22 protein-coding genes and 2 tRNA genes are annotated in these 26,005 nt (G+C 54.8%); 4 read left to right on the top strand and 20 right to left on the bottom strand.

The window, feature by feature from the left end; all coding sequences use genetic code 11:
- The 11 genes from VN12_RS06155 to VN12_RS06205 form a co-directional block, all read right to left on the bottom strand.
- A complete protein-coding gene (locus VN12_RS06155) occupies positions 1 to 1,113 on the bottom strand; it encodes a helix-turn-helix domain-containing protein (RefSeq protein ID WP_146676006.1) in 1,113 nt (370 codons plus the stop codon).
- Positions 1,110 to 1,337: a hypothetical protein gene (locus VN12_RS06160; RefSeq protein ID WP_146676007.1), complete on the bottom strand. Its 228-nt coding sequence runs from the start codon at positions 1,335 to 1,337 to the stop codon at positions 1,110 to 1,112. Before VN12_RS06160 ends, VN12_RS06155 begins: the two co-directional genes overlap by 4 nt.
- Before the next feature lie 13 nt (positions 1,338 to 1,350).
- Complete coding sequence (locus VN12_RS06165) at positions 1,351 to 1,650, bottom strand: hypothetical protein (RefSeq protein ID WP_146676008.1); 300 nt, start codon at positions 1,648 to 1,650, stop codon at positions 1,351 to 1,353.
- The gene (locus VN12_RS06170) at positions 1,651 to 1,917 is read right to left on the bottom strand and encodes a hypothetical protein (protein ID WP_146676009.1); all 267 of its coding nucleotides are present in this window, start codon (positions 1,915 to 1,917) and stop codon (positions 1,651 to 1,653) included. It lies immediately after the preceding gene.
- A gap of 185 nt (positions 1,918 to 2,102) precedes the next feature.
- Positions 2,103 to 2,173 (bottom strand) — tRNA-Thr (locus VN12_RS06175).
- A gap of 12 nt (positions 2,174 to 2,185) precedes the next feature.
- A complete protein-coding gene (locus VN12_RS06180; protein ID WP_146676010.1) occupies positions 2,186 to 2,584 on the bottom strand; it encodes a hypothetical protein in 399 nt (132 codons plus the stop codon).
- Complete coding sequence (locus VN12_RS06185; protein ID WP_146676011.1) at positions 2,571 to 2,768, bottom strand: hypothetical protein; 198 nt, start codon at positions 2,766 to 2,768, stop codon at positions 2,571 to 2,573. The genes VN12_RS06180 and VN12_RS06185 overlap by 14 nt, the downstream gene beginning before the upstream one ends.
- A 97-nt stretch (positions 2,769 to 2,865) precedes the next feature.
- Entirely contained in the window at positions 2,866 to 4,062 is a 1,197-nt protein-coding gene (locus VN12_RS06190) for a tyrosine-type recombinase/integrase (protein ID WP_146676012.1), read from the bottom strand.
- A 391-nt stretch (positions 4,063 to 4,453) separates the two neighbouring features.
- Entirely contained in the window at positions 4,454 to 5,803 is a 1,350-nt protein-coding gene (locus VN12_RS06195) for an HNH endonuclease (RefSeq protein ID WP_146676013.1), read from the bottom strand.
- A gap of 219 nt (positions 5,804 to 6,022) precedes the next feature.
- Positions 6,023 to 6,095 (bottom strand) — tRNA-Asn (locus VN12_RS06200).
- Positions 6,096 to 6,374: 279 nt separating this feature from the next.
- A complete protein-coding gene (locus VN12_RS06205; protein WP_146676014.1) occupies positions 6,375 to 7,382 on the bottom strand; it encodes an NAD(P)-dependent alcohol dehydrogenase in 1,008 nt (335 codons plus the stop codon).
- 266 nt (positions 7,383 to 7,648) lie between these two features.
- Here VN12_RS06205 and VN12_RS06210 point away from each other — a divergent pair, with 266 nt between their 5' ends.
- Positions 7,649 to 8,884: an acyltransferase family protein gene (locus VN12_RS06210; RefSeq protein ID WP_205855201.1), complete on the top strand. Its 1,236-nt coding sequence runs from the start codon at positions 7,649 to 7,651 to the stop codon at positions 8,882 to 8,884.
- A 19-nt stretch (positions 8,885 to 8,903) separates the two neighbouring features.
- Here the strand turns inward: VN12_RS06210 and VN12_RS06215 are convergent, their stop codons facing one another.
- From VN12_RS06215 to VN12_RS06225, 3 genes are all read right to left on the bottom strand, one after another.
- Positions 8,904 to 11,093: a PSD1 and planctomycete cytochrome C domain-containing protein gene (locus tag VN12_RS06215; RefSeq protein ID WP_146676015.1), complete on the bottom strand. Its 2,190-nt coding sequence runs from the start codon at positions 11,091 to 11,093 to the stop codon at positions 8,904 to 8,906.
- 145 nt (positions 11,094 to 11,238) lie between these two features.
- On the bottom strand, positions 11,239 to 12,351 hold the full coding sequence (locus VN12_RS06220) for a response regulator (RefSeq protein ID WP_146676016.1): 1,113 nt from the start codon (positions 12,349 to 12,351) through the stop codon (positions 11,239 to 11,241).
- A gap of 23 nt (positions 12,352 to 12,374) precedes the next feature.
- Positions 12,375 to 13,112, bottom strand: coding sequence for a PTS sugar transporter subunit IIA (locus tag VN12_RS06225; protein ID WP_146676017.1), 738 nt, complete (start codon positions 13,110 to 13,112; stop codon positions 12,375 to 12,377).
- Positions 13,113 to 13,321: 209 nt separating this feature from the next.
- Between VN12_RS06225 and VN12_RS06230 the strand changes: the two genes are divergently transcribed.
- Positions 13,322 to 14,224 carry a sugar phosphate isomerase/epimerase family protein gene (locus VN12_RS06230; RefSeq protein WP_240491335.1) on the top strand — a complete coding sequence of 301 codons (903 nt, stop codon included), beginning with the start codon at positions 13,322 to 13,324 and terminating at the stop codon, positions 14,222 to 14,224.
- 20 nt (positions 14,225 to 14,244) lie between these two features.
- Here VN12_RS06230 and VN12_RS06235 read toward each other — a convergent pair whose 3' ends face one another.
- From VN12_RS06235 to VN12_RS06245, 3 genes are all read right to left on the bottom strand, one after another.
- On the bottom strand, positions 14,245 to 14,424 hold the full coding sequence (locus VN12_RS06235; protein WP_146676018.1) for a DUF2256 domain-containing protein: 180 nt from the start codon (positions 14,422 to 14,424) through the stop codon (positions 14,245 to 14,247).
- Positions 14,425 to 15,556: 1,132 nt separating this feature from the next.
- Positions 15,557 to 17,215 carry a cryptochrome/deoxyribodipyrimidine photo-lyase family protein gene (locus VN12_RS06240; protein WP_146676019.1) on the bottom strand — a complete coding sequence of 553 codons (1,659 nt, stop codon included), beginning with the start codon at positions 17,213 to 17,215 and terminating at the stop codon, positions 15,557 to 15,559.
- Between the two features lie 575 nt (positions 17,216 to 17,790).
- Positions 17,791 to 18,819: a zinc-binding alcohol dehydrogenase family protein gene (locus tag VN12_RS06245; RefSeq protein WP_146676020.1), complete on the bottom strand. Its 1,029-nt coding sequence runs from the start codon at positions 18,817 to 18,819 to the stop codon at positions 17,791 to 17,793.
- 169 nt (positions 18,820 to 18,988) lie between these two features.
- On the opposite strand from VN12_RS06245, the gene VN12_RS06250 reads away from it, so the two are divergent.
- Together VN12_RS06250 and VN12_RS06255 are read left to right on the top strand one after the other, a co-directional pair.
- On the top strand, positions 18,989 to 19,945 hold the full coding sequence (locus VN12_RS06250; RefSeq protein WP_168164247.1) for a DUF3500 domain-containing protein: 957 nt from the start codon (positions 18,989 to 18,991) through the stop codon (positions 19,943 to 19,945).
- 244 nt (positions 19,946 to 20,189) lie between these two features.
- Positions 20,190 to 21,734 carry an IS1380 family transposase gene (locus tag VN12_RS06255; RefSeq protein ID WP_146674927.1) on the top strand — a complete coding sequence of 515 codons (1,545 nt, stop codon included), beginning with the start codon at positions 20,190 to 20,192 and terminating at the stop codon, positions 21,732 to 21,734.
- Positions 21,735 to 23,394: 1,660 nt separating this feature from the next.
- Here the strand turns inward: VN12_RS06255 and VN12_RS06260 are convergent.
- From VN12_RS06260 to VN12_RS06270, 3 genes are all read right to left on the bottom strand, one after another.
- On the bottom strand, positions 23,395 to 23,685 hold the full coding sequence (locus VN12_RS06260) for a hypothetical protein (protein ID WP_146676022.1): 291 nt from the start codon (positions 23,683 to 23,685) through the stop codon (positions 23,395 to 23,397).
- 139 nt (positions 23,686 to 23,824) lie between these two features.
- A complete protein-coding gene (locus VN12_RS06265) occupies positions 23,825 to 24,988 on the bottom strand; it encodes a ParB/RepB/Spo0J family partition protein (protein WP_240491336.1) in 1,164 nt (387 codons plus the stop codon).
- Positions 24,981 to 25,727, bottom strand: coding sequence for a ParA family protein (locus VN12_RS06270; RefSeq protein WP_146676023.1), 747 nt, complete (start codon positions 25,725 to 25,727; stop codon positions 24,981 to 24,983). The genes VN12_RS06265 and VN12_RS06270 overlap by 8 nt, the downstream gene beginning before the upstream one ends.
- Between the last annotated feature and the right edge of the window lie 278 nt (positions 25,728 to 26,005).

Here is a 26,005-nt window from a genome sequence, read left to right on the forward strand (position 1 = left end):
TCACTTCGATTTAGAAATTCCGAGCTTCTTCATTGCTTCGATCCACTCGGGATCGTCTGCACTCGCCGGTCTATCCGGCTTATGAATCGTTTCGAACAGCTTGGTGCGGGACTCACGCGATTGCTCGCGTGCTCGATCGACCTGCATTCGATTCCGCTCTGAGGCGGGTACCAAACCTCCGATCCATCCGATTGCGATATCCATTCCTGGCCGTTGGGACTGGATCCGGCGAAGCAACACGTAGGGTGGGCATTGCCAGTGATCTCGATAGGAACGAATCGTCTCGCGATACCGGGCTAGGATTGCTTCGATCTCGTGGAGCTCCACTCCTGCGATGCGAGCATCCGCGATGCACTCGCGAGCCTTGGCGACACCGAGCTTACGAATCTCCTCCTCCACCTCCCCCCAAGTTCTCTCCAGACTTGAAGAGAGAGGAGGAGGAGTGTTTCTAGGTTGGTGGTTTAATAATGGTTTACCGGACATAGTGTCCGGTTGCTTCGTCACAATGTCCGGTTGGTCTTCCTCTATGTCCGGTCGGTCGGACCGCATGACCGGTTGAGGTAGATGCATGTCCGATCGATCGAGGGACCGATCAGCATGAATCAACGCAGGGCCAACATGGGATGTCCGAGGGGTTTCATCCGTGTTGGCCAACGCGCTCGCAACCTGCCGAGGGGTTTGGTCGCTGTCGGTCGATCGAGGGATCGAACGCGACGCGCGTTGGCTCTGCATAAGGTCTCGCCATCGTGCTCTTCGCGAGGGCTCAAGCATGGCGAGTTCTGTCCACACGATCCGGTAGTGGAGTGATACCGTTCCGTGCGGGTTCTTTCGTCGTTGAGTGATGAGGAGGCTCATCGCTTCAAGTGCTTCGGTTGCGCGCCGGATGGTTCGTTCTGTGCATCCGAGCTCGCCAGCGAGTGTCTGTTGAGAGGGCCAAGCCCACTCGTTCTTCCCCAAGTGATTTTCGATCGCTCGGAGCATGTGTTTCATCGTTTGCGGTGCTACCGTGGCTCCGTCCACTGCTTGGCCGGTGGGTAGCTCCGCTTCATTGATCCAACCCAAGCGATCCGCTTTGTTGAAATCAAATTCCGCTTGCTTGATGGAGTCCGTCATCCTGCAAAGTACCCTTCCAATCCCAAGGCTCGTTGGGCAAGGACCGATTTGATTCGCAGACTCATGATGGTTTCGATGCAGCGCTCTAAATGTGCACCATCGTTGAGCCGCTCTCGCACGGAGGGTGGCAGGACGGATCTGGCTTGATCGCCAAATTCGTCGAGCAGTACTTTCCAAAAACAGTCGACCAGGACGTGTGCCGGGTCGACGAAGTTCCTTCCCATGTGTTCCATCGTGCTAGATCCATCCGTGGTAGCGTGCTGTCGTTCGTATCTTGATTTCGCACCACTTCGCAAGCTCGAAGGTCAAGGCTTCATCCCTTGAACCAGCCAGGTGCGCGATGTGGAGAATGGTGGTGATCCAGGTCGTTCGATCGAACCGGAATTCATAACAATGCAGTGCCCCATCGGCACTCAGTGCAGCGGGTCGGACTGCGTATTTCGGATGGAGCGATCGGGTGCAGACCATGGGAGCAGGACTTCGCATCGCATCAGACCAATCCCTCGGTGCAAATCCAAAGTTCGGGAGGGTACTCATTTAGCGACACCCCCTGCCGATGGCAAAGGCGAGTGTCGACGCGATCAGTACCGCGACGATTGGATAAATACGACTAGCGAATACACCCGACGTGTATCCGCTGAAGAATCCCAGCGAGAATCCCATCCAAATGTCGCTGTTGCACGAATCCGATTGATGAGGCAATGGTCCCATCAATCGGTCGCGGTTTTCTTGGTAGAACTCCATCGCAGAATCGTGCGACGCCTGGCGGGCGTCGACCGATTTGCTCGGCGGGTCCAATTCCATGCCGAATCTCCTTGTGAACTCTGGTTTTATTCCTTACCAGTACCGCCCCCGCGTATCGAACGCGAAGCCCAGCGACCTGCGCACAGTCGCCTGCAACCCTATCGCGGCAGCAACTAATCGCTGAGTTGCCAAGCAGCCTTCTCCGTTTTGAAAGAGTCTATGAAAGGCTTAAACGTCAGACTCTATGGACCAGGCGGGACTCGAACCCGCGACCTCCAGGTACAACCCGGCGCTCTACCAGCTGAGCTACAGATCCAAGGTTCGCCCCCTAGGCTTCGATGACCACCTCCTCTCTTGCTCCTAGGAGACGTGGAGATTTCCTTTGCCCTGCCAGCCTGGAGGCCTTCTTCTGCAGGAGCTCGCCATCGCGAGTTTCGAGGGAATGCCAAGCCTGGGATGCGATCGCAAACCAGGCGACCCATTGGATCCCCCGAAACAAACACGACACTCTCACGCAGTCTCCGTTCTCCTTACGTTTCAGACGTTCAGGATCGAGCGATTGCGAAAGGACGAGTGCTAGAAAAGCACTTGGCCTCAGTTGGATGGTTGTTCCACCGAGGGTCTCTTGTTCGACGATTACCGATGCGATATCGCTACTGCTGATTTTGAGGGCCTCGATACAGGCGAGGGCCGCTCGAAGTTGCTTTGGAAAATTAGACTTTGACATGGGACTGCACCTTCTCCTTCGATGAGTTGATCGCCTTGGCAAGCTTGTCCGCCTTGGCCATGATTTCGAGTGAACACTTGAGGCAGTGAGTCGAGGTAATCAACCCACCGCAGGTACAACGCATCCCTCGTTTCTTGCCGAGGCCGTAGTAGGGATCGCTGCTAAGTTTGTTCTGTATGGACATACCTCTAGCCCTCCTGGATTGAAGCGGGGAAAAAAGGGCCACCGGGCGTCACGCCCGAAACTCACCCGATGGCCCTCCATTGACCTGTGGAGAATCCTCAGGTCGTTGGATTAAGAATCTGCTCGAACGAGCTAGGCCATGGGGCCGTGTGTAGCTCGCGTAGCAGCATGTCGTCGCAGATGTAATGGTCCATCGCAACCTGAGCCTCTCGCGAGCCCTCGCCGTCGTGATCTCGCGAGGAGCCCCAGCGACAGACTGCTGTTGCTAGACCGTTCTTGTGGCGACTGAGATGCGTCGCACACGTTTTTCGAAAGTGGTACGGGCAAAACTGCACGCCCGGAATCTTTGGCTTGACCTTTGCCAGGTCGAGTAACTCGTACCAGGCTCGGAAAAAGCTTTGCTGCGCTCGAGGCATCCGGAAGAGTTGATCGGTCGGCCCGTGCGGCACGGCTGCCAGTCGATCGATTGCCGCTCGCGTGTACCGCGTTAAGGGCAGGTAGATCGGCTCCGCTTTGAATCGCTTGGTCTTGGGTGGTGTGTAAAACAACCATCCGAACTCGTTGGTCTCTTCGCTCATGGGGTTCGGAGTCTCTGAGTCCAGACAGATGTTCTCCCATGTGAGCGGTTGCTTGCCTCGCTCGTAGGCGAGCAATTCCTGCACCCGGAATCCGTAGGATCGGTAGAGGACGAGAGCACATTGCCACCAAGCCCCGGTTGGCATCCCGATCGCCTTGGGCGATGGCCAGCGGAGCGAAGCAGCGGACAACATCAGTGCATCGAATTGTTGATCGCGGAAGTAGAGCTTCCGATCGTTGAATTTCTTCCGCTCGGGAAGTCGCTCCAACTTCGGACGAGACCGCAGAACCGTGTGTTTTTCCGCGTTCACTAGCAATGTGCGAATCGAGCCGAGGTACTTGTTCACCGTTCGGTTTGCCAACCCGGTCGACACGAGATGTCGACGCCAGATTTCGAGGTGCTCGCGCTTGATGCCAGGTAGCAGCGGATAAGTGATCCGCTGCTCGATTGGCGTGGAAGCTTTGTAGCTTACCCAGAACGCTTCCCAGCTTGCCAAGTGTCGCTCGACATCGGCCATGTGCTTGGGGGTAACTCCTTCGGTAAGCATCGCCGGTTTGACGTAGCGTTCGTAAACGAACCGCAGCGACCGGCGTTTCTTCCGCCTTCGGGGAGGATTGGGAGGATGGTGTGACGGAGGCCGAATTGGGGCTTCGGAGCTTGGGTGAAATAGCCGAAGAGTTGGTTCGGTCCGCAGTGAACGATCGGGTAGTGTTGACATAACGGACACCTGCAAAATGATGGCCGCGCAAAACGAATCCGTTATGCTCCTCAACTTTGGCGGCGTGATACGAAAGGTCCATACGAGGGGTGTCCCACCCCGTTAGGTAAACTAGTTGCACGAAAGCCCATAGCAACATAGGACGTAGCTCCAGCGGCGGTTAATTCCATGCAGGAACGCGACGGCACGCAAAGAAAGGATTGTAGGGTCCACAAGCCTTGAGCAGAGTTCGGGTAGTTAGGCCGAAGTGTTGAGCAACAACGCGAGTGGTTTTGTTTCACTGCAGCCCAACGTAAGCAAGAAAAAAAGAACTGTCAACTAGTTGGAAAAGAAAATACTACGGACCGAATCGCACAAAACGACACGAAAAAGAGAGGCAAATCACGCAGTTTTAGATGTGGTTCGATTTTGCGAGGTTGCACTTCCTGCATAGAAGCTGAACGTTTTGTTCGCTGTTGCTACCACCTTTTGAAACCGGAATTATGTGATCGAATTCCAAGTACTCGGTAGCTCCACATTCAACGCACTTGCCGCCATAGCGTTGCCAAACTCTTTGTCTAATGTCGTGTGGGATGTGGCGATCGATCTGGCCTTCGACCCGCTTCCGAAGAACCCTGCTATACATCTGAATGATCACGCGAAACTTTTCATTAAGGAAGTGCTCGTTGCCTTCCGGGATTACGAACATCACTTGAGGCTTGTTCGTCACCTGAGCCAACAAAAAATCTTCGCCCGCCTTCCACGACACGATTGACTTGTAAGGGAAACTCATCGACTTTGTGGCCGAGTCGAAAATCAATCGCCCCTCGGTTAAGAGTAGTCGACCGGCGTGGTGATTGATCGTTGAACCACTCTGCCGATGGCGTTCAATACCTGCAACTGCCTCTTCGCAAAAGTAAAGGATTTCACCGGATCGCAAATGGACGCCTGGCGGTATTGGAATGGGTTCGACTTCACCAGCAGCGATACGAGTACGCTCGCGTAGAGATTCAATCTCTTTGGCGAAGTACTGAGAGTAAGACGGCTCGAATTCGAATGTTTCTAGAATCCATTTTAGATAGGACTCTTCGTCACTATCGAGAGCGTTATCGCTTTTCGCATCCGCGAGCACATGTTCCGCGAACCCCGTAACAATTGGCTGGACGGCTTTTTGAAGTTGTTCAACGGAAATGCCAAGTCGCTGAGCCGAAGCAACGAGGTTGTTCCATACCTGTGGTTCTAGATACCCGTCTTCAATTGCATTGGCGAACAGCCCTCTAAGAATCCCAACACTCGATGATGCCAATTGCTCCGAAACCAATTGTGGAACGGAACGATTCACTGCTCGGCTTGTCGCCTCAAGGATCGCGAGCTCCTCGTCTGTGATGATTCCATCTTCCAGGAATTCACCAAGCTGAGCGCCGAAGTAAACCATTGCGACTTCGATATTCAGTCGATCAACAATATCCGCATCGAGCTTCAATCTTTTCGCTATGAATGCCAAAATCTGTTGCTTTTCAACCTTAGGCACTCCGTCCGACCAATAGTTGGTAAGAAGCTTCTCGTAGTATTGCTTCGCTGCCAGCGCGATCTCTTTCGGTAGGCAATCAAAGGAGTTGGTGATTTCCTCCAATTTGAAAGCCTGCTTCTTTGTCTGAAGCTCGCGTCCAATGAGCATCACGAGATGAGCGACCCGCTCATCTTGTCCAGGGTTTGTGACAGCTGTCCAAGCCTTTTGGAAGAGGGCCTTCATTCTCGACATGGCTTATCCTCGGGCACCGACAAATTCTGAGACATCGTCGGCAGGGGCGGAAAAAAACAGGACCGGCCCGCTTTAAGTAGAAACACCGTGGGGCCGGTCCTGCTTGGAACAAAGCCAGCCCGGATTTGAGTGAAACAAAACCGGTGGGCTGGCTATGTTGGTGGCGGGTCTCCCCGCCAACGACATTTCAAAGGGTAACTAATCCTTCAATCTGTCGAGCTCCCCCGGGTGGGCTCGAACCACCGACACGCGGATTAACAGTCCGCTGCTCTGCCGACTGAGCTACAGGGGAATTTCACTGCTTAAAGACCACCAAACCATCCTCAGGTTCGCGCTGCTCTGCAGCACCCTCCAATGGCAGGAAGTCCCTCAACAACCCCCGAAATGTACCCACACGATCCGCCGCTTGCAACCCTAATTGATGGCTTGTTCAAGTTCCCGAATTCACGACGTTTCGGATAAAGAGAATGTGGGGAGTTTAGGGGCGGAACCTTGCAGTATTAGCCCCTGTAATTCCACCATTCCCGCCGGAGTTCCAGCGAATTCGCAACTTCCAATGACGAGAAGGGATCTAAAGGTCTGCATCGAGCACGACGCGATAGCGTGCTCTGCCTGCGGAGACGTGCTCGAAAGCTTGGTTGATCTCGCTCATCGGAAAATGCTCTGTCTTCGGCGCAATCTTGTGCCTCGCCGCGAACGAAAGCATGTCGGCCATATCAACAGGCGAGCCCGTCGGGGACGCTCCTACACTGGCTTGCCGCATGATCAATGGAAATACGGCGACCGGAATCGGTTCCAGGACCGCTCCCACTACATGCATCCGCCCGTTGGGTGCCAACGATGCGATCAACGGATCCCAATCCAGTGGAACATTGACCGTAACTAGGAGCAAATCCATCGACTTCTCCAGTCGTTGGATCGATTCGTTATCGCGCGTCGCGACGACGTGATGGGCACCGAATGACCGCGCCTCCTCGAACTTCCTCTCGCTCGAAGTGAAGGCGGTTACCTCGCATCCATATGCAGCCGCAAACTTCAACGCCATATGCCCTAGCCCTCCAATACCGATCACGCCAACGCGACTCTTCGGGGTCGCAAAGGTCGCTATGGGATTGAAGACGGTAATTCCCCCACAAAGCAGGGGGCCCGCATCGGCGACATTCAGCCCCTCTGGCAAGGAGATCGCCCACGCCCAATGGGCTCGCACCGAATTGGCGAAACCACCGAAATGACCCGCAATCGTGGGCTGGGCTCCATCGCACAGATGGTGCTCACCCGACATGCACGGACGGCAATGCATACAACTGCCACTGTTCCAACCGATTCCAACCCTCTGGCCAATGGCAAGCCCTTTGGCATGCGGCCCTATCGCCGTCACCCGCCCAATGACTTCATGCCCCAAGACCGCTGGATAAGTCGACATGCCCCATTCGTTTTGCCACATCGAAAGGTCTGAATGGCAAACACCGCAATGCTCTACGGCAACTTCGACCTCCTCCGGTCCCAAGGGTGCTCGATGCAACGATTGCTTTTGGAAAGGGGCGCCGGCGGAGGCCGCCACCCAGGCTTGATAACTCATGCGAATCTCTCTTTCTCTGTCTTCTCAAGGCAAACGAACTGGGAAAAGAACTGGTTCGATTCGATGCCGGTTCCGCGCCCATCAAGTGATGGGTTGGATTTTACCGGAACGAGCGATGGAGAAACGGGAATTGCGAAGACAGAAGAACCTTTTCGAGAAGGGCTATTACCTCGGAACCCCTTTCTGAGAAAGGCTACTACAATCGGTGCTTGCCAAATGGGGTAAGTGAATTCAGCACGAGATGGGTTGAGCTGTTTGTACAAGGAATGATTATGGCATCGGCAGGCAGGGTGGCTTCGATCGACATCTACCGTGGAATGGTGATGTTCTTGATGCTGGCGGAAGTGCTTCAACTTCCCAAGCTGCGACAAGTCTTTAACGAGGACAACGCCATTGGCCGGATCGCGGAATGGATTCGCTTTCATACTTCGCACGTCGCTTGGGCGGGCTGCTCTCTTCATGATCTCATCCAGCCGAGCTTCTCGTTCCTGGTTGGAACGGCGATGGCGTATTCACTGGCTTCGCGCATCGCGAGAGGAGATTCTCGTTGGCAACTGTTTCGGCATGCCGTGCTTCGCAGCGTTATCCTTGTGTTTCTCGGCATCTTTCTTCGGAGCCTTGGCAAGCCGAGTACGAACTTCACGTTCGACGATACGCTCACTCAAATCGGGCTGGGATATTGGTGCCTTTTCTTGATCTCGCTATTGTCGACGCGTTGGGTCTTGCTCGCCCTCGCCGCCATTCTGATCGGCACTTGGGGAATCTTCGTTCTCTATCCGGCCCCGTCCCCTGATTTCCCCTACAGCCAGGTGGGTGTGCCGGATAGTTGGAATGAGTACTATCGCGAAGGGTTTGCCGTCCACTTCAACAAGAATGCAAATGCGGCATGGGCGTTCGATCGATGGTGGATGAATCTGTTCCCCCGTGAGAAGCCATTCGAGTACTCCGGAGGTGGATATGCGACGCTCAGTTTTATCCCGACTCTGGGAACCATGGTTCTCGGATTGCTCGCGGGTCGCCTCTTGCAATCACCCAATCCTTTTGCACGCAAGAATCTCGTCTTCGCCTGCACGGGCGCAGGATTGATGGTGGCAGCATGGCTGCTCGACTGGACCTCGGTCTGTCCTATCGTAAAACGTATTTGGACCCCGGCTTGGACACTCTGGAGCGGTGGAATCTGTTTGCTTTGGCTAGGCGTTCTGCACTGGATTGCGGATCAGCGGGGATTCCAGCGGTGGGCATTCCCCTTGATCGTGATCGGGGCTAACTCGATCGTCGCGTACGTGTTGTCGTGGACGCTGGAGAAGCCGACGCACGACGCGCTGCTGCGCCACTTCGGCGGTTGGATACGCACTTTTTCCGAATCCATTCAATCCATCCTCGGCGCCGGCCAAGAACAGGTTCCTATGATCCAGGAGCTGCTCTTGGGAGGCTGTACCCTGACGGTATTTTGGTTGATTCTTTATTGGCTCTACACCAAAAAAGTGTTTGTGAGGATTTGATCCGCAGTTGTATGGAAACTTAATCGACGAAGCAGAATTCATTCGTACACAAGAGGATTTGAATGAGCTGCGCGTACTCGTCGATTCCGACCTTTGGTGTCGTATTTCCGCTGGAGTTTACGTCGGACTTCTGGCTCTCCGGTGCCTTAGCCTCCGCGCCTTCGTCCGTGGGTTTGGGAGGCTCGCCGATGACTCTCAAATATTCGGTGAACTGCTCGAATTCGCGATCGGAGGGGGAACGCTTGAGAATGGACTTGAACATTTGCTCGATGGCCCACGCAGTGTCCCTTCCTTCCTCGGAGAGATAAAGCTTTTCTGCGAACAGTCTGCTGTAGTGGTCGATCATGCCGCTGTTCATCATGAAGAGCGCTTGCTGGGGCACGGTGGTCGCGAATCGAAGAGGAGCGTGGGAATCTGGTGACGCAAAGTCAAAGGCCCGGAACAGTCCCTCCAGGTTTTGTCGATCGATATAAGCGTAGACCGTTCGTCGTCTGGAAAAGGGACGATTGATCATTTTGACACTCTTGCCACCCACTCGATCGTCCAATTGTTGGGTTCCGACCAAAACGGAATCGCGAAGGGTTTCGAAGTCGAGTCGTTTCCGAACTCCCCGCCACCAATATCGGTTCTCCGGGTCTTGCAAATGCTTCTCCGGATCGTGGGCACTGGAGCGTCGGTACGCTTCTGAGAGAACCATCCGTTTGATCAGTCGTTTGATGCTTTGGCCATCCGCCATGAATTCGGCCGAAAGGAAGTTGAGCAGTTCCAATTGCACGGGAGCTTCGGATCGAAGACCGAAATCGCTGGGGGTGTCGACCAACGGTGTTCCCATCATCCAGCCCCAAATGCGATTGGTGATCACACGGGGAGTAAGAGGATTCTTGGGATCCGTTATGGCTTGGGCCATGTCCAAACGCCCGCTTCCCGTTTCCATCGGCCTGGTGACAGACGACATAAACTCGATGAACTTCCGGGGAACTTGATCTCCTCGTGCACCGGGTTGTCCCCGTTTGAAGATCACCGCGGGTCGGATCTTGTCGGCATCGACCATCCGCAGAGGCCCAGGTGCATCTTTTGGTTCTTTGCTGCTGACGAACATGGAGTGAAGCGAGTAGTAATCGGCCATAGAGATCGGATCGAACTTGTGGTCATGGCATCGGGCGCATGCGACGGACAGCCCAAGGAATCCGCGGGTGACCAAATCGATTCGATCGTCTGCAATATCATTCTCATTATTGAGGAAGCGGCGGCCGAGGGTGAGGAACCCCATGGCGTCCAAGTTCCGATTGTGGGGGCCCGGATCCAATCGATCGGCAGCTAGTTGATATTGGGTGAACTGGTCATAGGGAAGGTCTTCGTTGAAGGCCCGGATCAGCCATTCGCGATACCGCCAGGCGTGGGCGTATTCTCGATCTTCTTGAAACACATACCCCTTGTTGTCGGCGTATCGCGCGACGTCCATCCATCGCCGAGCCATTCGCTCGCCGAAGTGTGGAGAGTCGAGCAGTTGGTCGACCCAAGACTCGTAGTTTTCGATCGGCTGGGATTCCCAGACCGCCAACTCTTCGTAGGTAGGTGCTAACCCCCACAAGTCGTTGTAGAGCCTCCGAATCAATTCCCGTTTGGTTGCGGTTCCGTTGGGCTGAATCTTCTTTTCCGATTGGGAGCGAGCGAGGATGGCGTCGATAGACTGATTCTTGTGCACGGCGGGGTTGAGGTTTTGAAAGGCCCAATGCTGGGCGGCCAGCTCCACTTTGGAGGGTGCGGCCGGGGCTGCGTCGGACTCCTTGCGAGGATCCACCGCTCCCTGTTCCACCCATGTTCGAAAATCTGCGAGGACGTTTTCAGGAAGCTTCCCCGTGGGGGGCATCTGCAGCGCATTGTCGTCGTAGGAAAGGGCTTTCAGTAGAAGGCTCTTCTCCGGTGCATCGAGCTGCAATGACGCACCGCTTGTCCCTCCTTTTTTCAGGAGCTCGGCCGAGTCGAGGCGGAATTCGCCCCCCGGGTCGCCGGACGCGGCAGAGTGGCATTCGTAGCAATGCTCGACCAGGACGGGTCGTATTTTCGTCTCAAAGAAATCGATTTTGGCCTGCTGAGCGGCTGCATCGGAGGGGTCGTCCCAAGCCATGGCAGAGGTTGTGGCAAACGAAAGCCCCCCCAAAATGGGGAGCAATGCCGAGAGGACGCGAAGGATGCGAAATGCTGACATAAATTGGAAGGGTCGGAGTGTCGGAGGGTAGGGGGGTGGGGATTCGTTGGGGCGAATCGAACCGAGCCGTCTATCTCGGGATGGGTTGGAGAGGACGATCCGAAGGGGAAGATGCGAACTGGAGGCAGCAGGCCCGAACACCGGATCACACGCCGCCTGGCACTATTGTACCCGCGATTCCTTGTTCGATCCAACGGCGGATACACCAGCGCACTCCGAACGTCGAAAACGGCTTGGGAAAAATCGCATCGGCACCGTGCCTTTGCAGTTGATGCCAGTCTTGCCAGCGGGGGAACGGGTCAAAAACGGCCAGCATCGCTTCGGGAAAACGGCGACGAAGACGAGTTACCACCTCGAGTGCCACCGGTTTTGGCTCCGGTGTGACCGGCAAACCGGAGGGGTTCGACGCCAAGAATGAGGCTCGAGGGGGAATATCGAGATCGAGCACGACAACGTCTGGGGTCGTTTGGATGCGGAGCTCCGTCGGTCGGGCAATTAGGAAGGGCATTCCCCATTGTTCGAGAAGCGAGTGCCACATCTGCGTGGTAGCAGAGGATTCGGCGACGACCAGAACAAATGGAGGGGTTGGGGTGCCTCCTACTCGATCGATGAGGGACGTTGCGATCTGGTCGGCCTGCTGGGAGCGAGCGATCCAGTCGATTACCCGGGGAGCTAGACGTGAAACATCCGTATGCGTGACGCCTGTCGGGTGACTGGAGCCCCTCGCATCAGCGCCCGGTTGGGTTGAAAGAGTCAATCGGGACAGCCATGGCAAGAGTCGGTCGTAGAGTTCGTACCAGTAAAAGGGAACGAAACTGTCGGGAAGGGGGAACGTGCGGCGATGCCCTGTCCACGCTTCGCCGAGAACGACCGCCAGCTCGATATTGGGGCGGCGAACAGGGGGGCTATCCGGGCTGATCGCCAGGTCTTTCTTCGACGTTCTGTTCGCTTTTGCCGAGCGACTTCCCTTCTTCGCAGGAGCGGCCTGAGGGGCGGGCATTCGGAAGGTCGCTAGCCAAGTTTGCCAATCCGCCTCGTAGCGCCCCTCGATTCCTTGTATCCAGATCGGTGCAGTCGTTTGTTCCAAGACATCCTGTGGCGGATTCCCAATCGCCATCGCGTCAAGATCGCGAACATTTGGGAGCTGGATATGGTTTCGGATCCAATCCCAGTAGGAGCCGGTTGGTGCAGCCCAAATGACGGTTGGTGCAGCCCAATTGACAGGGCGATCGATTTGCGATGCGTTCGATACGGCCATCCCACAAGATCCTTTGGCAGCGATTAACGGTCTGCGGATCGAGTTCCGGAGGCCTCAAGTTCCAATTCGGCGGATCGAATAGTATCGAGAGCTTCCTGGGGGCTGGTGGCGGAACGGAGCATTGTCAAAAAGACATCGTCCGTAACGAGGCGGGCGAGCCTGGCCAAGATGCGGAGATGGACGCGATCATCGGTGGAGCAAATCAGAAAAAACACATCGGTGAGATGCCCGGACGTGTTGCCAAAGGGGATTGGCTGTGGAGAGATACCCAGCGCGACGATCGGCTCTGCCAGAATCGACGACTGCGGTCTGCGGGGGTGAAGAAGTGCAACTCCGTTCTCGAGGGCCGTGGGGTGGAGTTCCTCCCGGGCGGCTACGGCCTCCACCATGGCAGCGGCATCCCAAAGGAGTCCGGAGCGTTCGGCGAGGGAGCACATCTCTCGGATCACCGAGTTTTTGGTCCGGACCGGCAAGGGAACTTCAATGGCGAGCGGAGACATGTAATCCGCGAGCATCGCGCGATCATCGGAGGTGACGTCGATGTTCCGCTGCAGTACTTTTTCCATTCGCTCCAACTCTTCGGCGTCCCCGACACCAATCTGGTCTTCGAGCCAATGGTGGATTTCGGATTCTGAAAAACGCCACTCCCCATTCACCTTTCGGGACGGAATTTTGCCCCGGACCGCCATCTTGGTTACTTGCGTTAACGTCAAGTGGAGGTAGTCGGCGAGTTGTGCGATGTCTAAGTCTTTGCTGGCCATGGCGATCTGGACCTGAGTTGGCTGGTGTGTCCAGCAATCAAGTCGCGGGGTTGGACATGAATAAGTTTGATGAAATGGCATTAGTAGGTGGAAAGCGGGGAGAGGTTGCTTCGCACGCGGGGCGATGGCCCCAAACCATTAGCCTGAAAAGTGTAGTATCATGGGGATTGGTACGGTACCCACATTCCTCCCATCCTAATGAAATCACCATGAATTTCCGCACATTGAATCCTTCCTGCGAATCCCAAATGTCCCGCCGAAGCTGGTTGCGGGGGAGCGGCGCTTTGGCTCTCGGCGCGGGTCTTGGCTCTAGCTTGCTTATAGACCAGTTGTTACACCCCCGGAACGCCTTGGGTTCAGCAGCCTCCAAAGTCCCTTTTCAGTTAGGGCTCCAACTCTACTCGCTCCGTTCGTTTCCCGTCGATGTCGCGCTTCAGCACGCCAAGGATTTGGGGTTCGCACAGGTCGAGTTCTATAGCGGCATGTTTCCTTTGAATGCGACCCAAGAGCAGATCGACGCATTGGTTGGAAAGGTCAAGTCGTTGGGACTGACGATTTCCGCGCATGGCGTCAACGGTTTTGGTGGAGACGCAGCAGCCAATCGCAAAGTCTTTGAATTTGCCAAGAAAGCAGGAATTCGAACCCTCTCGGCGGACCCATCGCCCGAAGCGTTTCCAAGCTTGGATGAACTGGTGAAGGAGTTTGATATTCGGATCGCTATTCACAACCACGGACCATCGCACCGTTACAACAAGGCGGTCGACGTTTTGCGAGCCGTCGAGAAATGGGATCCTCGCATCGGGGCTTGCGCCGACCTTGGCCACTACATCCGCTCGGGAGAACGCCCAACCGACGTGATTCGCACTTTGCAAGGCCGGTTGTACGGAATCCACCTCAAGGACTTTGCCGAGATGCAGGAAAAGGCAAAGGGAGTAATCCTGGGCAAGGGACATCTTCAGTGCAGCGAAGTGTTCGACGCGATGGTCCGTGCGAATTTCCCTGCCGATGGAGCACTGTCGCTTGAGTATGAAGAGAATCCGAAGGATCCGATCGCGGATATTCGCGAATGCGTCGCCATTGCGAAGAAGGCAATGGAAGAGGTGAAAGGTTAGGCTGCTACAGAAGAAGCACGTCAGGGAGAGGCGATGGGATGGGGACGGGTCGACGTTCGGCATGCGTCGGAGCAGTATTTGACTTGTTCCCAATCCCGCTCCCATTTCTTGCGCCAAGCGAACGGGCGTTGGCAACGTTCGCAAATCTTGGTCGGCAAGTGGGACTTGCTTGGCTTATGTCGCTTTGGCTGTTTGCTCATGGAAATGGGTAGATTGCCGTAGTCAAGGGTGGGTGTGGATTGAACGCAGAAACATTTGAGGACGACCGTTTGACAACATTGTCGATCTGCTGCCCTCAACAGATCAGGATCGCCCAACACGTCGCGCCGGATAGGAAGCTCTCCTGACATGTTGTGAGGTGAAGGTGGTCTGGTTTTCAGAAAGGTAGTGCTCGGTGCAGAAACGGTCGAGGACGACCGTTTGACAATATTGTCGATCTGTTGTCCTCAACAGATCAGGATCGCCTAACACATCGCGCCGAATAGGAAGCTCTCCTGACATGCTGTGAGGTGGAGGTGGTCTGGTTTTCAGAAAGGTAGTGCTCGGTGCAGAAACGGTCGAGGACGACCGTTTGACAATATTGTCGATCTGTTGTCCTCAACAGATCAGGATCACCTAACACATCGCGCCGAATAGGAAGCTCTCCTGACATGCTGTGAGGTGGAGGTGGTCTGGTTGTCAGAAAGGTACTACTCGGTGCAAAAACGGTCGAGGACGACCGTTTGACAATATTGTCGATCTGTTGTCCTCAACAGATCAGGATCGCCTAACACATCGCGCCGAATAGGAAGCTCTCCTGACATGCTGTGAGGTGGAGGTGGTCTGGTTGTCAGAAAGGTACTACTCGGTGCAAAAACGGTCTAGGACGACCGTTTGACAACATTGTCGATCTGTTGTCCTCAACAGATCAGGATCACCTAACACATCGCGCCGAATAGGAAGCTCTCCTGACATGTTGTGAGGTGAAGGTGGTCTGGTTTTCAGAAAGGTAGTGCTCGGTGCAGAAACGGTCGAGGACGACCGTTTGACAATATTGTCGATCTGTTGTCCTCAACAGATCAGGATCACCTAACACATCGCGCCGAATAGGAAGCTCTCCTGACATGCTGTGAGGTGGAGGTGGTCTGGTTGTCAGAAAGGTACTACTCGGTGCAAAAACGGTCGAGGACGACCGTTTGACAATATTGTCGATCTGTTGTCCTCAACAGATCAGGATCACCTAACACATCGCGCCGAATAGAAAGCTCTCCTGACATGTTGTGAGGTGGAGGTGGTCTGGTTGTCAGAAAGGTACTACTCGGTGCAAAAACGGTCGAGGACGACCGTTTGACGTTATGGGGGCGCAGGTTCGGTGTCGTCGAACAAGCCTGGGAGGAACAGCTGTTGGTTCGATCGATTTGCATTCGCTGTCCTATTAGTTTTGTCCAGAGCCGACCGAGAAGTCTTCGTGCTCGGAGGCCGACCCGGGATAGGATCGCGATGCTTCCTACTCCCATGTTTCTCGTAGACTTGGCGGGCCATTTCCCTAGCGGCTTCCGATTGTCGGACCTCGTAGATGCGGTTCTTCGCGAATCGGACGGCGGATGCGTGCTCGACGATGGGGGCAGGATAGTCGACTCCAATACGACATCCATATCGGACTTGGTCATCCAACGCCATTTTCCAAGGCTCATGAATGAAGAGCTTGGGCACGCGCGCAAGTTCCGGGATATTTTCACGAATGAAACGTCCCTCGGGATCTTGATCCATCGCTTGCTTCGTGGGTGAGTAAATTCGAAACGTATTGATCCCCGTAACTCCGGATTGCATCTGACATTGGGGATAGTGGATCCCCGGCTCGAAGTCGAGAAAGAGTCTTGCCAGATGCAAAGCGGGAGATCGCCAATGAAGCCACAAATGGTAGGCCGCAAAGGACATCAGCATGGCTCGCATCCGAAAGTTGATCCAACGTTCCCGATGCAAATACCGCATGCAGGCATCGATCATAGGGTAGCCGGTGCGGCCCGCCATCCACGCTTCCAAGCGATCCTGCTGGAACTCGTTCTCTCGAAGACCGTCATAAACCGAGCAGATATTTCGAAACTCGATCTCCGGTTCATCTTCTAGTTTTTGGATGAAGTGGCAGTGCCAGGATAATCGTGAGGTGAAGGAACTGAGGGATTGCGTCCATGATGCAGCAGCAGGGTCCTTGGAGACCCATTTGGCTTCCGTCAGCTCGATTCTCTTTGATTGAACACTTCGATGCACCGACCTTATCGACAGGCACCCCCAAGCGATGTAGGGACTGAGCCGACTGCAAGCGTTGGGAGCAGAAAGCGGACTCGACATCCTGCTGCGATATTCGGCCCCGCGCTGGGTGAGGAAGCTACTCAAATAGGATTGCCCAGCGGATTCTCCTCCCTGTTGTAAATGTTGTTTTGCTTCCGACGCGTCCGTCGCATGAAGCGGGAATAGCTCCTTCGCTTTGGGGATTGGGCCTGGATCGAGGGGACGAGGGACAATCAAACGGGTTGGCATGCTGATCAGGTCCGCATTCATACGCGTTTGCCATAAGCGGCCCCAGCCATCGCGGCTTTTTAACTTTCGAACCACGCCATTGGAAGGAACTTCCACCCAAGAGATATTGTGATTGCGAGCCCATTTCGCCACCGATTGGTCGCGACGGTATGTCCACATGCTGGCCGTTTCTTCATGGCTCCAGATTTTGGCAATCTCCACTTGCTCCAACAGCGAATTCAGAACGGGTATCGCTTCGCCGGTACGAACAAAGAGATCTGCACCGATCTTTTGCAGGGATTCGCGGAGTTCGAAGATCGATTGCCGTACGAAGTGGAAGTGTTCAGGAGAGTTCTCTGGTTGAGACCAAAACTCAGGCTCAAACAGGAACAGCGGAATGACTATCCCTTTTTGCGAGGCGCTCGCAAGAGGGTCATGGTCGGACAGCCGAAGATCTCGCTTGAACCAAACCAATTGGACAATGGGCTTGTACATTCCCTGGATCGAACGAAAGAAGGATGTGAAAAGTGAAATCGCAAGGAATGGTAGAAGGGTGGCGAGGGGTGGGGGGAGTAGCGAGTAGCGAGTAGCGAGTAGCGACACACTGTCAAGCCGTCGTCCTCGACTGCTTCGGCACCGTCGGCCACTCTCGCTAAAGCAAGCAAACCTCAAGACCGTCGAGATTTCTGACTTTTAGATACCGCTAGGCGATCCTGAACGGTCGAGGACGACCGTTCGACACACGTCAAGCCGTCGTCCTCGACTGCTTTAGCACCGTAGACCAACGTGCGTAAAAGCATGCAAACCACAATGCGTTCACGGGGCTCTGACTTTTAGATACCGATAGGCGATCCTGAACGGTCGAGGACGACCGTTCGACATAGGGTCAAGACTTCGTCCTCGACTGCTTTGGCGCCGTAGACCAACTTGCCTAAAAGCATGCAAACCACAATGCGTTCACGGGCTCTGACTTTTAGATACCGATAGGCGATCCTGAACGGTCGAGGACGACCGTTCGACAGGGGGGAGCGGCGTGGAGTGTTGGAGTTTTATGGGCCTGCGGCCTGAGGTTAGGTGAGGTGGATCATCGCCTTGATGACGCCGGTCGCGGGGGCGAGCCAATGTTCGAATCGCTCGGGAACTTCATCGATCATCGCATGGTGGGTGATCCAAGGATCGGTGTTGATCGTTCCATTTTCGATCAATCCGATGATACGGCCGAAGTCGCGGGACGGGGCGTTTCGGCTAGCGAGGATCGAAAGCTCGCGTCGATGGAGAACCGGAGCATGGGGGAAACTCAAGTTCTGTTGCGTGATACCGACGAAAACAACCCGGCCTGCGCACGCGGTGAATTCCAATGCGCGCGACATGCTGTGGTTATTGCCTGTCGCATCGATCACGACATCCACCCATCGATGGTTCGTCAAATCCGAAATAGTCGTGAGATCACGATCGTCGCCGTAAAATCGGACGGTGTGGCATCCACCCATCTTCGCATTAACAAACTCGAGCCGGGATTCGCTCAAATCGGCCATCAGAACGCGGGCGCCAGTGAGCTTTGCAAACTCCAGAGCGGACAAACCGATCGGCCCGGCACCAAGGATCAGTACAGTCTCTCCTTGTTTAGGATTTCCGCGATCGACTGCATGGCAGCCGATGGCCAAGGTTTCCACCAAGGCGGCTTGCTCGTAGCTCAGATTATTCGCAGGGTGCAATTTTCGCGCGGGCAAGACGACTTGCTCGGTCAATCCACCATCGCACATGACACCAAAGGTTTGATTGAACTCGCAGCAGTTCGTGTAACCGCGTTGGCAGGCATAGCACTCGCCACAGTTGAGGTACGGCTCGACGCAGCATCGATCCCCTACCTGCAAATGTTCGACGCCCGCCCCAACTGCGACCACTTCCACTCCGAGCTCGTGGCCTGGAATGCGAGGGAATGCAAAGAACGGAAACTTGCCCAGATAGCAAGCGATATCGGTACCGCAAACACCCACGCGATGCACCCTGACAATTGCCTCTCCCGCTCCCGGATTGCGTGGAGGTGGGATATCGATCATTTTCCAACTTTGAACTTGGTCTAGTTGCAACGCTTTCATGGAAATCGCTTTGGGAGGAGTCTGAACCGAAAAAGGATCCTGGAAGTTGCCTAAATCTGGCTATCGGCGTCTTCCAGACCGCAACAAGTTATACAATAGAGCCCAATCCGCCAGAGTTCTTTCCCCACCATTAAAGGACATAATGATGACTTCTCCCATCGAACACAGCATGAGAAAGAAATCCCATCCCACCTCGGTAGACCGTCGCAACTTTATGATCGCGACCGGGGGGCTTGGCGTCGGTTGCGCACTATCCCCAAGCAGCTTGTGGGGGTTCGAACCGGGTGGCAGCAAGGCGGAAACGGTTATCGGCGAGCTCTACGAAACCTTGACAGGCCCCCAACGAGAAGTCGTTTGCAAAGAGTTCGGCGATGCGCTGCGTCAGAAGGTGAACGCGAATTGGCACGTCGTCAAGGCGTTGATCGGATCGGACTTCTACACCAAGTCGCAACGGAACATGGTGCACGAGATTGTTAAGCAGCTGACGTCCGAAAGCGGTTTTGAATTGATTAGCAAACAGACCGAAGACGACGACGGAGGGATCGATGCCTACAGCGTCGCTTGGTTCGGTAAGCCGGGGACTGAGTCCTTTGAGTGGATGCTCACCGGTCGGCATTTGACCCTGCGAGCCGATGGAAACACGCAAAAGAAAGTCGTATTCGGTGGTCCGATCGTTTATGGCCACGGGGAAGAAACCGCTCCGGAAGACAACCTCTTTTTCTTCCAGACCCAGAAGGTCAACAAAGTCTTTGCAGCACTCTCGTCCGAGCAACGTCAGCAAGCATTACTCAAAGCTAGCATTCCGAGCGAATCGTCGGTGCGTGTGGAAAAGAAGGATCAATATGCTGGGCTTCGCGTTGGTTCGTTGAGTGCTGATCAGGTCGGGCTGGTCAATGAAGCCCTTACCTCGATTTTGGGTGTGTATCGAGAAGAGGATGCTAAAGAAGCCCGAGAGCTACTCGCCGAAGTCGGGGGCCTGGAGTCGTTGAGCCTGCAATTTTATGCAAACGACGACCTGAAGTCGGATGGTGTGTGGGACATGTGGCGGATCGTCGGCAAGAACACTTGCATCCACTTCCGAGGGGCACCGCACGTGCATGCGTATATCCATATTCAGAATGTGTAATGAGATTGCCGATCAGTCAAGAAGTCGTCCCCGTCTGCTTTAGCACTGTAGGTCACCGTCCTAAAGCGCGCAAACCAGAAGGCCTTTGAGAGTCCTGACTTTTGGAAACCACTAGGCCTCGATCAAGCGAAGCTTGGTTGAGTTCGTTTGAGATTTTCGTAAAAAAACCTGAAACCTCCCGGTGTTTTTGCGGTTTAACGAAGTAACAACAAATCGATTAAGCCACACACACGGAGGGTTTCAGGTGAAGTCAAGTTTCGCAAAACGTATCGGTGCACGCAAGAAGCAAATCCTGAAAAGGCTCGCAGTAGCAAGGGAGAATCGCTTCTCTCGTGGTATCTCGAATCCGAATCCCGTTCTCGCTACCAACTCTGTCAAATACGAACTTGCTGATCGCACCCATGCCATCAGCTACGCTGGTGTCTCCGCCATGCTCAAGCTCGCCGGGCATGTCGGATTGACCGATGCCATCAATCATCGTGTCCAACTCTTAAAGTCACATGCTCCTTATCATGAATCCGACCACGTCCTCGCGATGGTTATGAATGTTCTATGCAACGGAACGAGGCTGGAGCATTTGGAGCGTCTTCGAAACGATTCGACATTCCTCGATGCGATCGGTGCCGATTCGATTCCTGATCCAACCACGGCAGGCGATTTCTGCCGTCGATTCCATCAATCCGACATCGACTCCCTGATGCAAGCTATTAACGAAGCCAGGATCAACGTATGGAGACAACAGGATGATGCGTTCTTTGACCAAGCCCTTATCGATGTCGATGGCGTTATCGTGGCAACTACAGCCGAGTGCAAAGAAGGAATGGATATCTCGTACAAGGGGAGTTGGGGATACCACCCTTTGCTGGTCAGCTTAGCCAACACCAAAGAAGTACTTGCGATTGTGAATCGCAGCGGTTCGGTTCACAGCGCTCACAACGCGGCAGCCTACTTAGATAAGGCGATCTGCACTTGTATCGCTGGAGGCTTCCGGCGCATTCGAATGCGAGGGGACTGCAAGTTCTCGCAGACGGAGTATCTCGACGGATGGGACGCCCTGGGAGTACGCTTCCAGTTCGGTTATGAGGCGCGAGCGAATCTGAAGGAAATCGCAGACAACTTGGATGCGTCGGCATGGAAGAAACTCACCCGCGCCTTGCCAAAAAACAAGACCAATGAAACTCGTACCAAACCCACCAATGTCAAACGCCAAATCATTCGGGAACGCAATTACGTCCATCTGGAGTTACTACATGAGGAAGTGGCCGAGTTCGAATACCAACCCAACGCCTGCGAGAAAACGTATCGAATGGTGGTTGTTCGGAAGAACGTCTCCAAAGAGCAGGGCGATGTTCGGCTCATCGACGAGATCCGCTACTTCTTTTACATCAGCAACGACATGCCCTCGGTATCGAGCGAGGACATTGTTTTTGGCTGCAATGACCGATGCGACCAAGAAAATTTGATAGCACAACTCTCCGGTGGAGTTCGATCGCTGTGCGCTCCGGTGGACAATTTGGAAAGCAACTGGGCGTATATGGTGATAACGAGTATTGCGTGGAACCTAAAATCCTGGTCTGCACTACTGACCCCCGTGGTGACTGGTCAAGAGCAAGAACATCAAGCAGAAAAGAAACGGCTCCTAACAATGGAATTTAAAACGTTTCTGTCCGTGTTCATTCATGTGCCATGCCAAATTCTACGACATGCCAGGAAAACGATTCATCGGCTCCTGAACTGGACGGACTACACATCAGCATTCTTCCGATTGTGTGCTGTGCTCAATCTGTAGCATCGAATCGCTAGCACGGAAACGAGCTAGCAAGAAGAGCTTGGGGCATCGTAAGTCCAAAGCGAACCGTAACCGCAACGCCTAACCCAGATAAAATAAAACAATGGAGAGCAAGCAATTGAAAAAAAGCGACCAGCACTGCTGGCTCGGTGACCGCTGCGCAGCGAAAATCAAGCTAAGACGAACAAGCGTTCGCTTGTTTGAGGACTAGGCGATCCTGAACGGTCGAGGACGACCGTTCGACAATGTCGATCTGTTGTCCTCAACAGATCTGCATCGCCTAACGCACCGCGCAAGATAGGAATCTCTCCCAGACAGCGTGCGGGACTTTCCAAGACAGCCTGAGGGAGAGGTGGCTTGGTCGATAGTAGGGTGGTACTTCGCGCTAGAACGGTCGAGGACGAGCCGTTCGACACCGTCGATCTGTTGTCCTCAACAGATCTGCATCGCCTAACGCACCGCGCAAGATAGGAATCTTTCCCAGACTGCGTGCGGGACTTTCCAAGACAGCCTGAGGGAGAGGTGGCTCAGCCGATAGTAGGGTGGTACTTCGCGCTAGAACGGTCGAGGACGAGCCGTTCGACACCGTCGATCTGTTGTCCTCAACAGATCTGCATCGCCTTACGCACCGCGCAAGATAGGAATCTCTCCCAGACTGCGTGCGGGACTTTCCAAGACAGCCTGAGGGAGAGGTGGCTCAGCCGATAGTAGGGTGGTACTTCGCGCTAGAACGGTCGAGGACGAGCCGTTCGACACCGTCGATCTGTTGTCCTCAACAGATCTGCATCGCCTTACGCACCGCGCAAGATAGGAATCTCTCCCAGACTGCGTGCGGGACTTTCCAAGACAGCCTGAGGGAGAGGTGGCTCAGCCGATAGTAGGGTGGTACTTCGCGCTAGAACGGTCGAGGACGAGCCGTTCGACACCGTCGATCTGTTGTCCTCAACAGATCTGCATCGCCTTACGCACCGCGCAAGATAGGAATCTCTCCCAGACTGCGTGCGGGACTTTCCAAGACAGCCTGAGGGAGAGGTGGCTCAGCCGATAGTAGGGTGGTACTTCGCGCTAGAACGGTCGAGGACGAGCCGTTCGACAATGTCGACCTGTTGTCCTCAACAGATCTGCATCGCCTTACGCACCGCGCAAGATAGGAATCTCTCCCAGACTGCGTGCGGGACTTTCCAAGACAGCCTGAGGGAGAGGTGGCTCAGCCGATAGTAGGGTGGTACTTCGCGCTAGAACGGTCGAGGACGAGCCGTTCGACAATGTCGACCTGTTGTCCTCAACAGATCTGCATCGCCTTACGCACCGCGCAAGATAGGAATCTCTCCCAGACTGCCTGAGGGAGAGGTGGCTTGGTCGATAGTAGGGTGGTACTTCGCGCTAGAACGGTCGAGGACGAGCCGTTCGACGGGGGGAGCCGTCGTACTCGACTGCATTCGCACCGTAGGTCACTCTTCCTAAAGAACGCGAACCAGAAGGCCGTCGAAATTTCTGACTTTTGGAAACCGCTAGGCGATTCTGAACGGTCGAGGACGACCGTTCGACATAGAAAACCGTTGGAGGACGACCTTCGACGGGGGGATCGTCGGGTCGAGGGGGGCGGCGTGGATTTGTGAGGCATTCCACGCCTGGAGATGACACTTGGAGATGACGATTGTTAGGCGGCGCGGCGGGCAGGTTGGTCGCTTGCGGGAGCGTTTTTGGTAATGCCCGGGGTGGAAGTTGCGTCGGCGGAGTCATCGTCGCGCTGCGCGCGAATCTGGCGAACTTTTGCTTGGAGCCTCGCGATATTCTCTTTCTTTTGAAGCTCTTCTTTCGCATTCTCGTAGTGATCGACAAGCAACTGCCGAAGACGATCGCGCAGGGAGAACGTAAGAGTCAAGAGCATGCGCACCGCGATCAAGACCACCAATCCCCAGAACATCCAAGACCACGGCAACGCATTCATCCAACGGCTCCAACAGGTTTTTTCGAATGGACCTTCAAAGGGCGCAAACCGACAGGGGGGATCTCGACGGGGATGGAACGATCAGGTGCGACCGTTCGACAAAAAATGGGAGAGTGGACAAACACGCAAGACGGTCCAGTTACGCTGCCTTTCGTTTGGTATCGGTGGCAAGCATGGATCGGAGGCGTTCGAATTCTTCGATGCTGGTGAAGTGGATCGTGATGCGCCCCTTTCCACGACCGGATTGCGAAATCTCGACCTTTGTCCCAAGCGTCATCTTCAGCTCGCTCTCGAGCGCTTGCAGTTGGCTCGTCTTCGAGGCCCTTCGTCGCGGAGCCATCCCCAGAATGCCTTCTTCGGCCGCTTCGGCGTTCGCAACCGCTTCGGCCACTTGCCGTTCCGTTTCTCGAACGCTCCATCCATGATCGAGGATGCGCCGAAGATAAACGTGCTGTTCTTTGGTGCTTCCTAAACTCAATAATGCTTTGGCATGCCCTGCGGTGATTTCTTCACGCTGGATGGCATCGGTGATCGCTTCAGGAAGTTCCAGCAATCGCATCATGTTTGCGATCGTGCTGCGGTCGATTTTCAAGCGGCTCGCCAACTCTTCTTGGGTACATTTATGTTCCGAGATGTATCGCTTGAACGACATCGCTTTTTCGATCGCGTTCAGATCCTTGCGCTGGAGGTTTTCGATGATCGCCAGTTCTGCGACCAACCGGTCGTCCGCCTCGCGCACTTCGGCGCGGATGGAAGGAAGTCCAGCGTGAATGGTCGCACGGAGACGGCGTTCCCCCGAGATGAGCTGAAAGCGCTCTCCAATTTTGCGGACCAAAACCGGTTGCAACTGTTGATGCTGCTTGAGCGACTCGGCCAGAGATTCGATCTCGGCAGCATTGAAGTGACGCCGGGGCTGGAAAGGATTGGGATCGATCAAATGGGTCGCAACATCAATCGTGCCTTGATGCGGCTGAACTCCATCAGGATGATTAACTACCGGATGCACCGATGCTGGCTTTGCAGAGGAAGAGGCAGCGACAGGTGACATCGGAATACTGATCGGTGAACTAGTTCCACGCGGAGATTGGCCACGAGCTTCCGAAGCAAATTGTTTGATGATATCGGCGCGTGGGGAGGCTTTATCGGGTGTGGTCAACGACTCGGAAGGAATTGGGCGTGCGGTCTCCATGGAAGATGAGCCAGTCATGGGAATCGTAGCGGGTGACATTTCACCTGCTCCTTCTTCGACGGGGGTTCCGAGAAGGGCAGCGAGTCCACGTCCAAGTCGTCGGTCTTTAGTCACGTTCTAGTACCTCCATGCAAAGTTCGATGTAAGCTCGCGTTCCATGCGAGCGCGGGGCATATGCTAGCACACTCAGCCCGTGGCTTGGGGCTTCGCTGATTGCGATGTCACGTGGGATCGTTGTATCAAAAACTATGTCTCCGAAGAAATCCCGAACTTCGGAATCTACTTCGTGTGTGAGTTCGAATCGGGGGTCGACCATGGTGAGCAGGATTCCACCAAACGTGAGCTTGCCCGAGTTCGCGGTCATGACATCGCGGATGACATGAATCATTTGCGTGAGGCCTTCCATGGCGTAGTACTCGCACTGGATAGGCATGAGTACTTCGGTACTGGATGCCAAGGCCGCTTGCGTGAGCTCACCGAGCGAAGGGGGACAATCAATGAAGACGGAGTCATAGATTCCGAGCCCGGCATCGAGATGTTGTCGAAGCAAGGCCCCCTGCGACATACCACCTTTTGCGAGGCGATCAACGTCTTGAAAGGATCGGCAGCCTGGCATGAGCTCCAAGTTATCTAGGTTCGTCTTCAAGATCCCTTCTCGGAGCGGAGCGTCTACGAGCAAGGGGTGGCGCGGCGCGGGTGAGAATCCCAGACCGCTCGTCGCATTGCACTGGGGATCGAGGTCGACAATGAGAGTCTTCTGGCCTGCGGTAGCCATCGCCCAAGCCAGGTTGATGGCTGTCGTCGTTTTGCCGACGCCACCTTTCTGGTTAGCGATGCAGAAGATTCGAGCCATGTGTTTCCGCGCGAGTGAACAAGTGGGTTGGGTTGCGTGCGTCGTACGAGTTTCGCACGTGGATCGTGTTATTACCTAAATTGCCACGCCGGGGGAAATGCCAGTTGCGAATCGGAGGGAGTTGGGTTTCCTATTCGGACATCCCGACCAAAAGGCCGTCGAGTCGGTTCCGCTTTCGATGCAATAGTCCACTTTCGATGAGAGAGAGAGACAGCACCCCTGAAATGCAGCGACCGATCGCCGGAGGGGCCGCACATCACCGCGATTCGCATTCCATC

It is taken from the genome of Pirellula sp. SH-Sr6A (genome assembly GCF_001610875.1).
In the GTDB taxonomy this organism is placed as follows: Bacteria; Planctomycetota; Planctomycetia; order Pirellulales; family Pirellulaceae; genus JBKCUI01.

Bases quoted from the DNA above. Each gene is read 5' to 3' on its own strand.
- VN12_RS06155 (WP_146676006.1), bottom strand. From the start codon at position 1,113: ATGACGGACTCCATCAAGCAAGCGGAATTTGATTTCAACAAAGCGGAT.
- VN12_RS06160 (WP_146676007.1), bottom strand. From the start codon at position 1,337: ATGGGAAGGAACTTCGTCGACCCGGCACACGTCCTGGTCGACTGTTTT.
- VN12_RS06165 (WP_146676008.1), bottom strand. From the start codon at position 1,650: ATGAGTACCCTCCCGAACTTTGGATTTGCACCGAGGGATTGGTCTGAT.
- VN12_RS06170 (WP_146676009.1), bottom strand. From the start codon at position 1,917: ATGGAATTGGACCCGCCGAGCAAATCGGTCGACGCCCGCCAGGCGTCG.
- VN12_RS06180 (WP_146676010.1), bottom strand. From the start codon at position 2,584: ATGTCAAAGTCTAATTTTCCAAAGCAACTTCGAGCGGCCCTCGCCTGT.
- VN12_RS06185 (WP_146676011.1), bottom strand. From the start codon at position 2,768: ATGTCCATACAGAACAAACTTAGCAGCGATCCCTACTACGGCCTCGGC.
- VN12_RS06190 (WP_146676012.1), bottom strand. From the start codon at position 4,062: ATGTCAACACTACCCGATCGTTCACTGCGGACCGAACCAACTCTTCGG.
- VN12_RS06195 (WP_146676013.1), bottom strand. From the start codon at position 5,803: ATGTCGAGAATGAAGGCCCTCTTCCAAAAGGCTTGGACAGCTGTCACA.
- VN12_RS06205 (WP_146676014.1), bottom strand. From the start codon at position 7,382: ATGAGTTATCAAGCCTGGGTGGCGGCCTCCGCCGGCGCCCCTTTCCAA.
- VN12_RS06210 (WP_205855201.1), top strand. From the start codon at position 7,649: ATGATTATGGCATCGGCAGGCAGGGTGGCTTCGATCGACATCTACCGT.
- VN12_RS06215 (WP_146676015.1), bottom strand. From the start codon at position 11,093: ATGTCAGCATTTCGCATCCTTCGCGTCCTCTCGGCATTGCTCCCCATT.
- VN12_RS06220 (WP_146676016.1), bottom strand. From the start codon at position 12,351: ATGGCCGTATCGAACGCATCGCAAATCGATCGCCCTGTCAATTGGGCT.
- VN12_RS06225 (WP_146676017.1), bottom strand. From the start codon at position 13,112: ATGGCCAGCAAAGACTTAGACATCGCACAACTCGCCGACTACCTCCAC.
- VN12_RS06230 (WP_240491335.1), top strand. From the start codon at position 13,322: ATGAATTTCCGCACATTGAATCCTTCCTGCGAATCCCAAATGTCCCGC.
- VN12_RS06235 (WP_146676018.1), bottom strand. From the start codon at position 14,424: ATGAGCAAACAGCCAAAGCGACATAAGCCAAGCAAGTCCCACTTGCCG.
- VN12_RS06240 (WP_146676019.1), bottom strand. From the start codon at position 17,215: ATGTACAAGCCCATTGTCCAATTGGTTTGGTTCAAGCGAGATCTTCGG.
- VN12_RS06245 (WP_146676020.1), bottom strand. From the start codon at position 18,819: ATGAAAGCGTTGCAACTAGACCAAGTTCAAAGTTGGAAAATGATCGAT.
- VN12_RS06250 (WP_168164247.1), top strand. From the start codon at position 18,989: ATGAGAAAGAAATCCCATCCCACCTCGGTAGACCGTCGCAACTTTATG.
- VN12_RS06260 (WP_146676022.1), bottom strand. From the start codon at position 23,685: ATGAATGCGTTGCCGTGGTCTTGGATGTTCTGGGGATTGGTGGTCTTG.
- VN12_RS06270 (WP_146676023.1), bottom strand. From the start codon at position 25,727: ATGGCTCGAATCTTCTGCATCGCTAACCAGAAAGGTGGCGTCGGCAAA.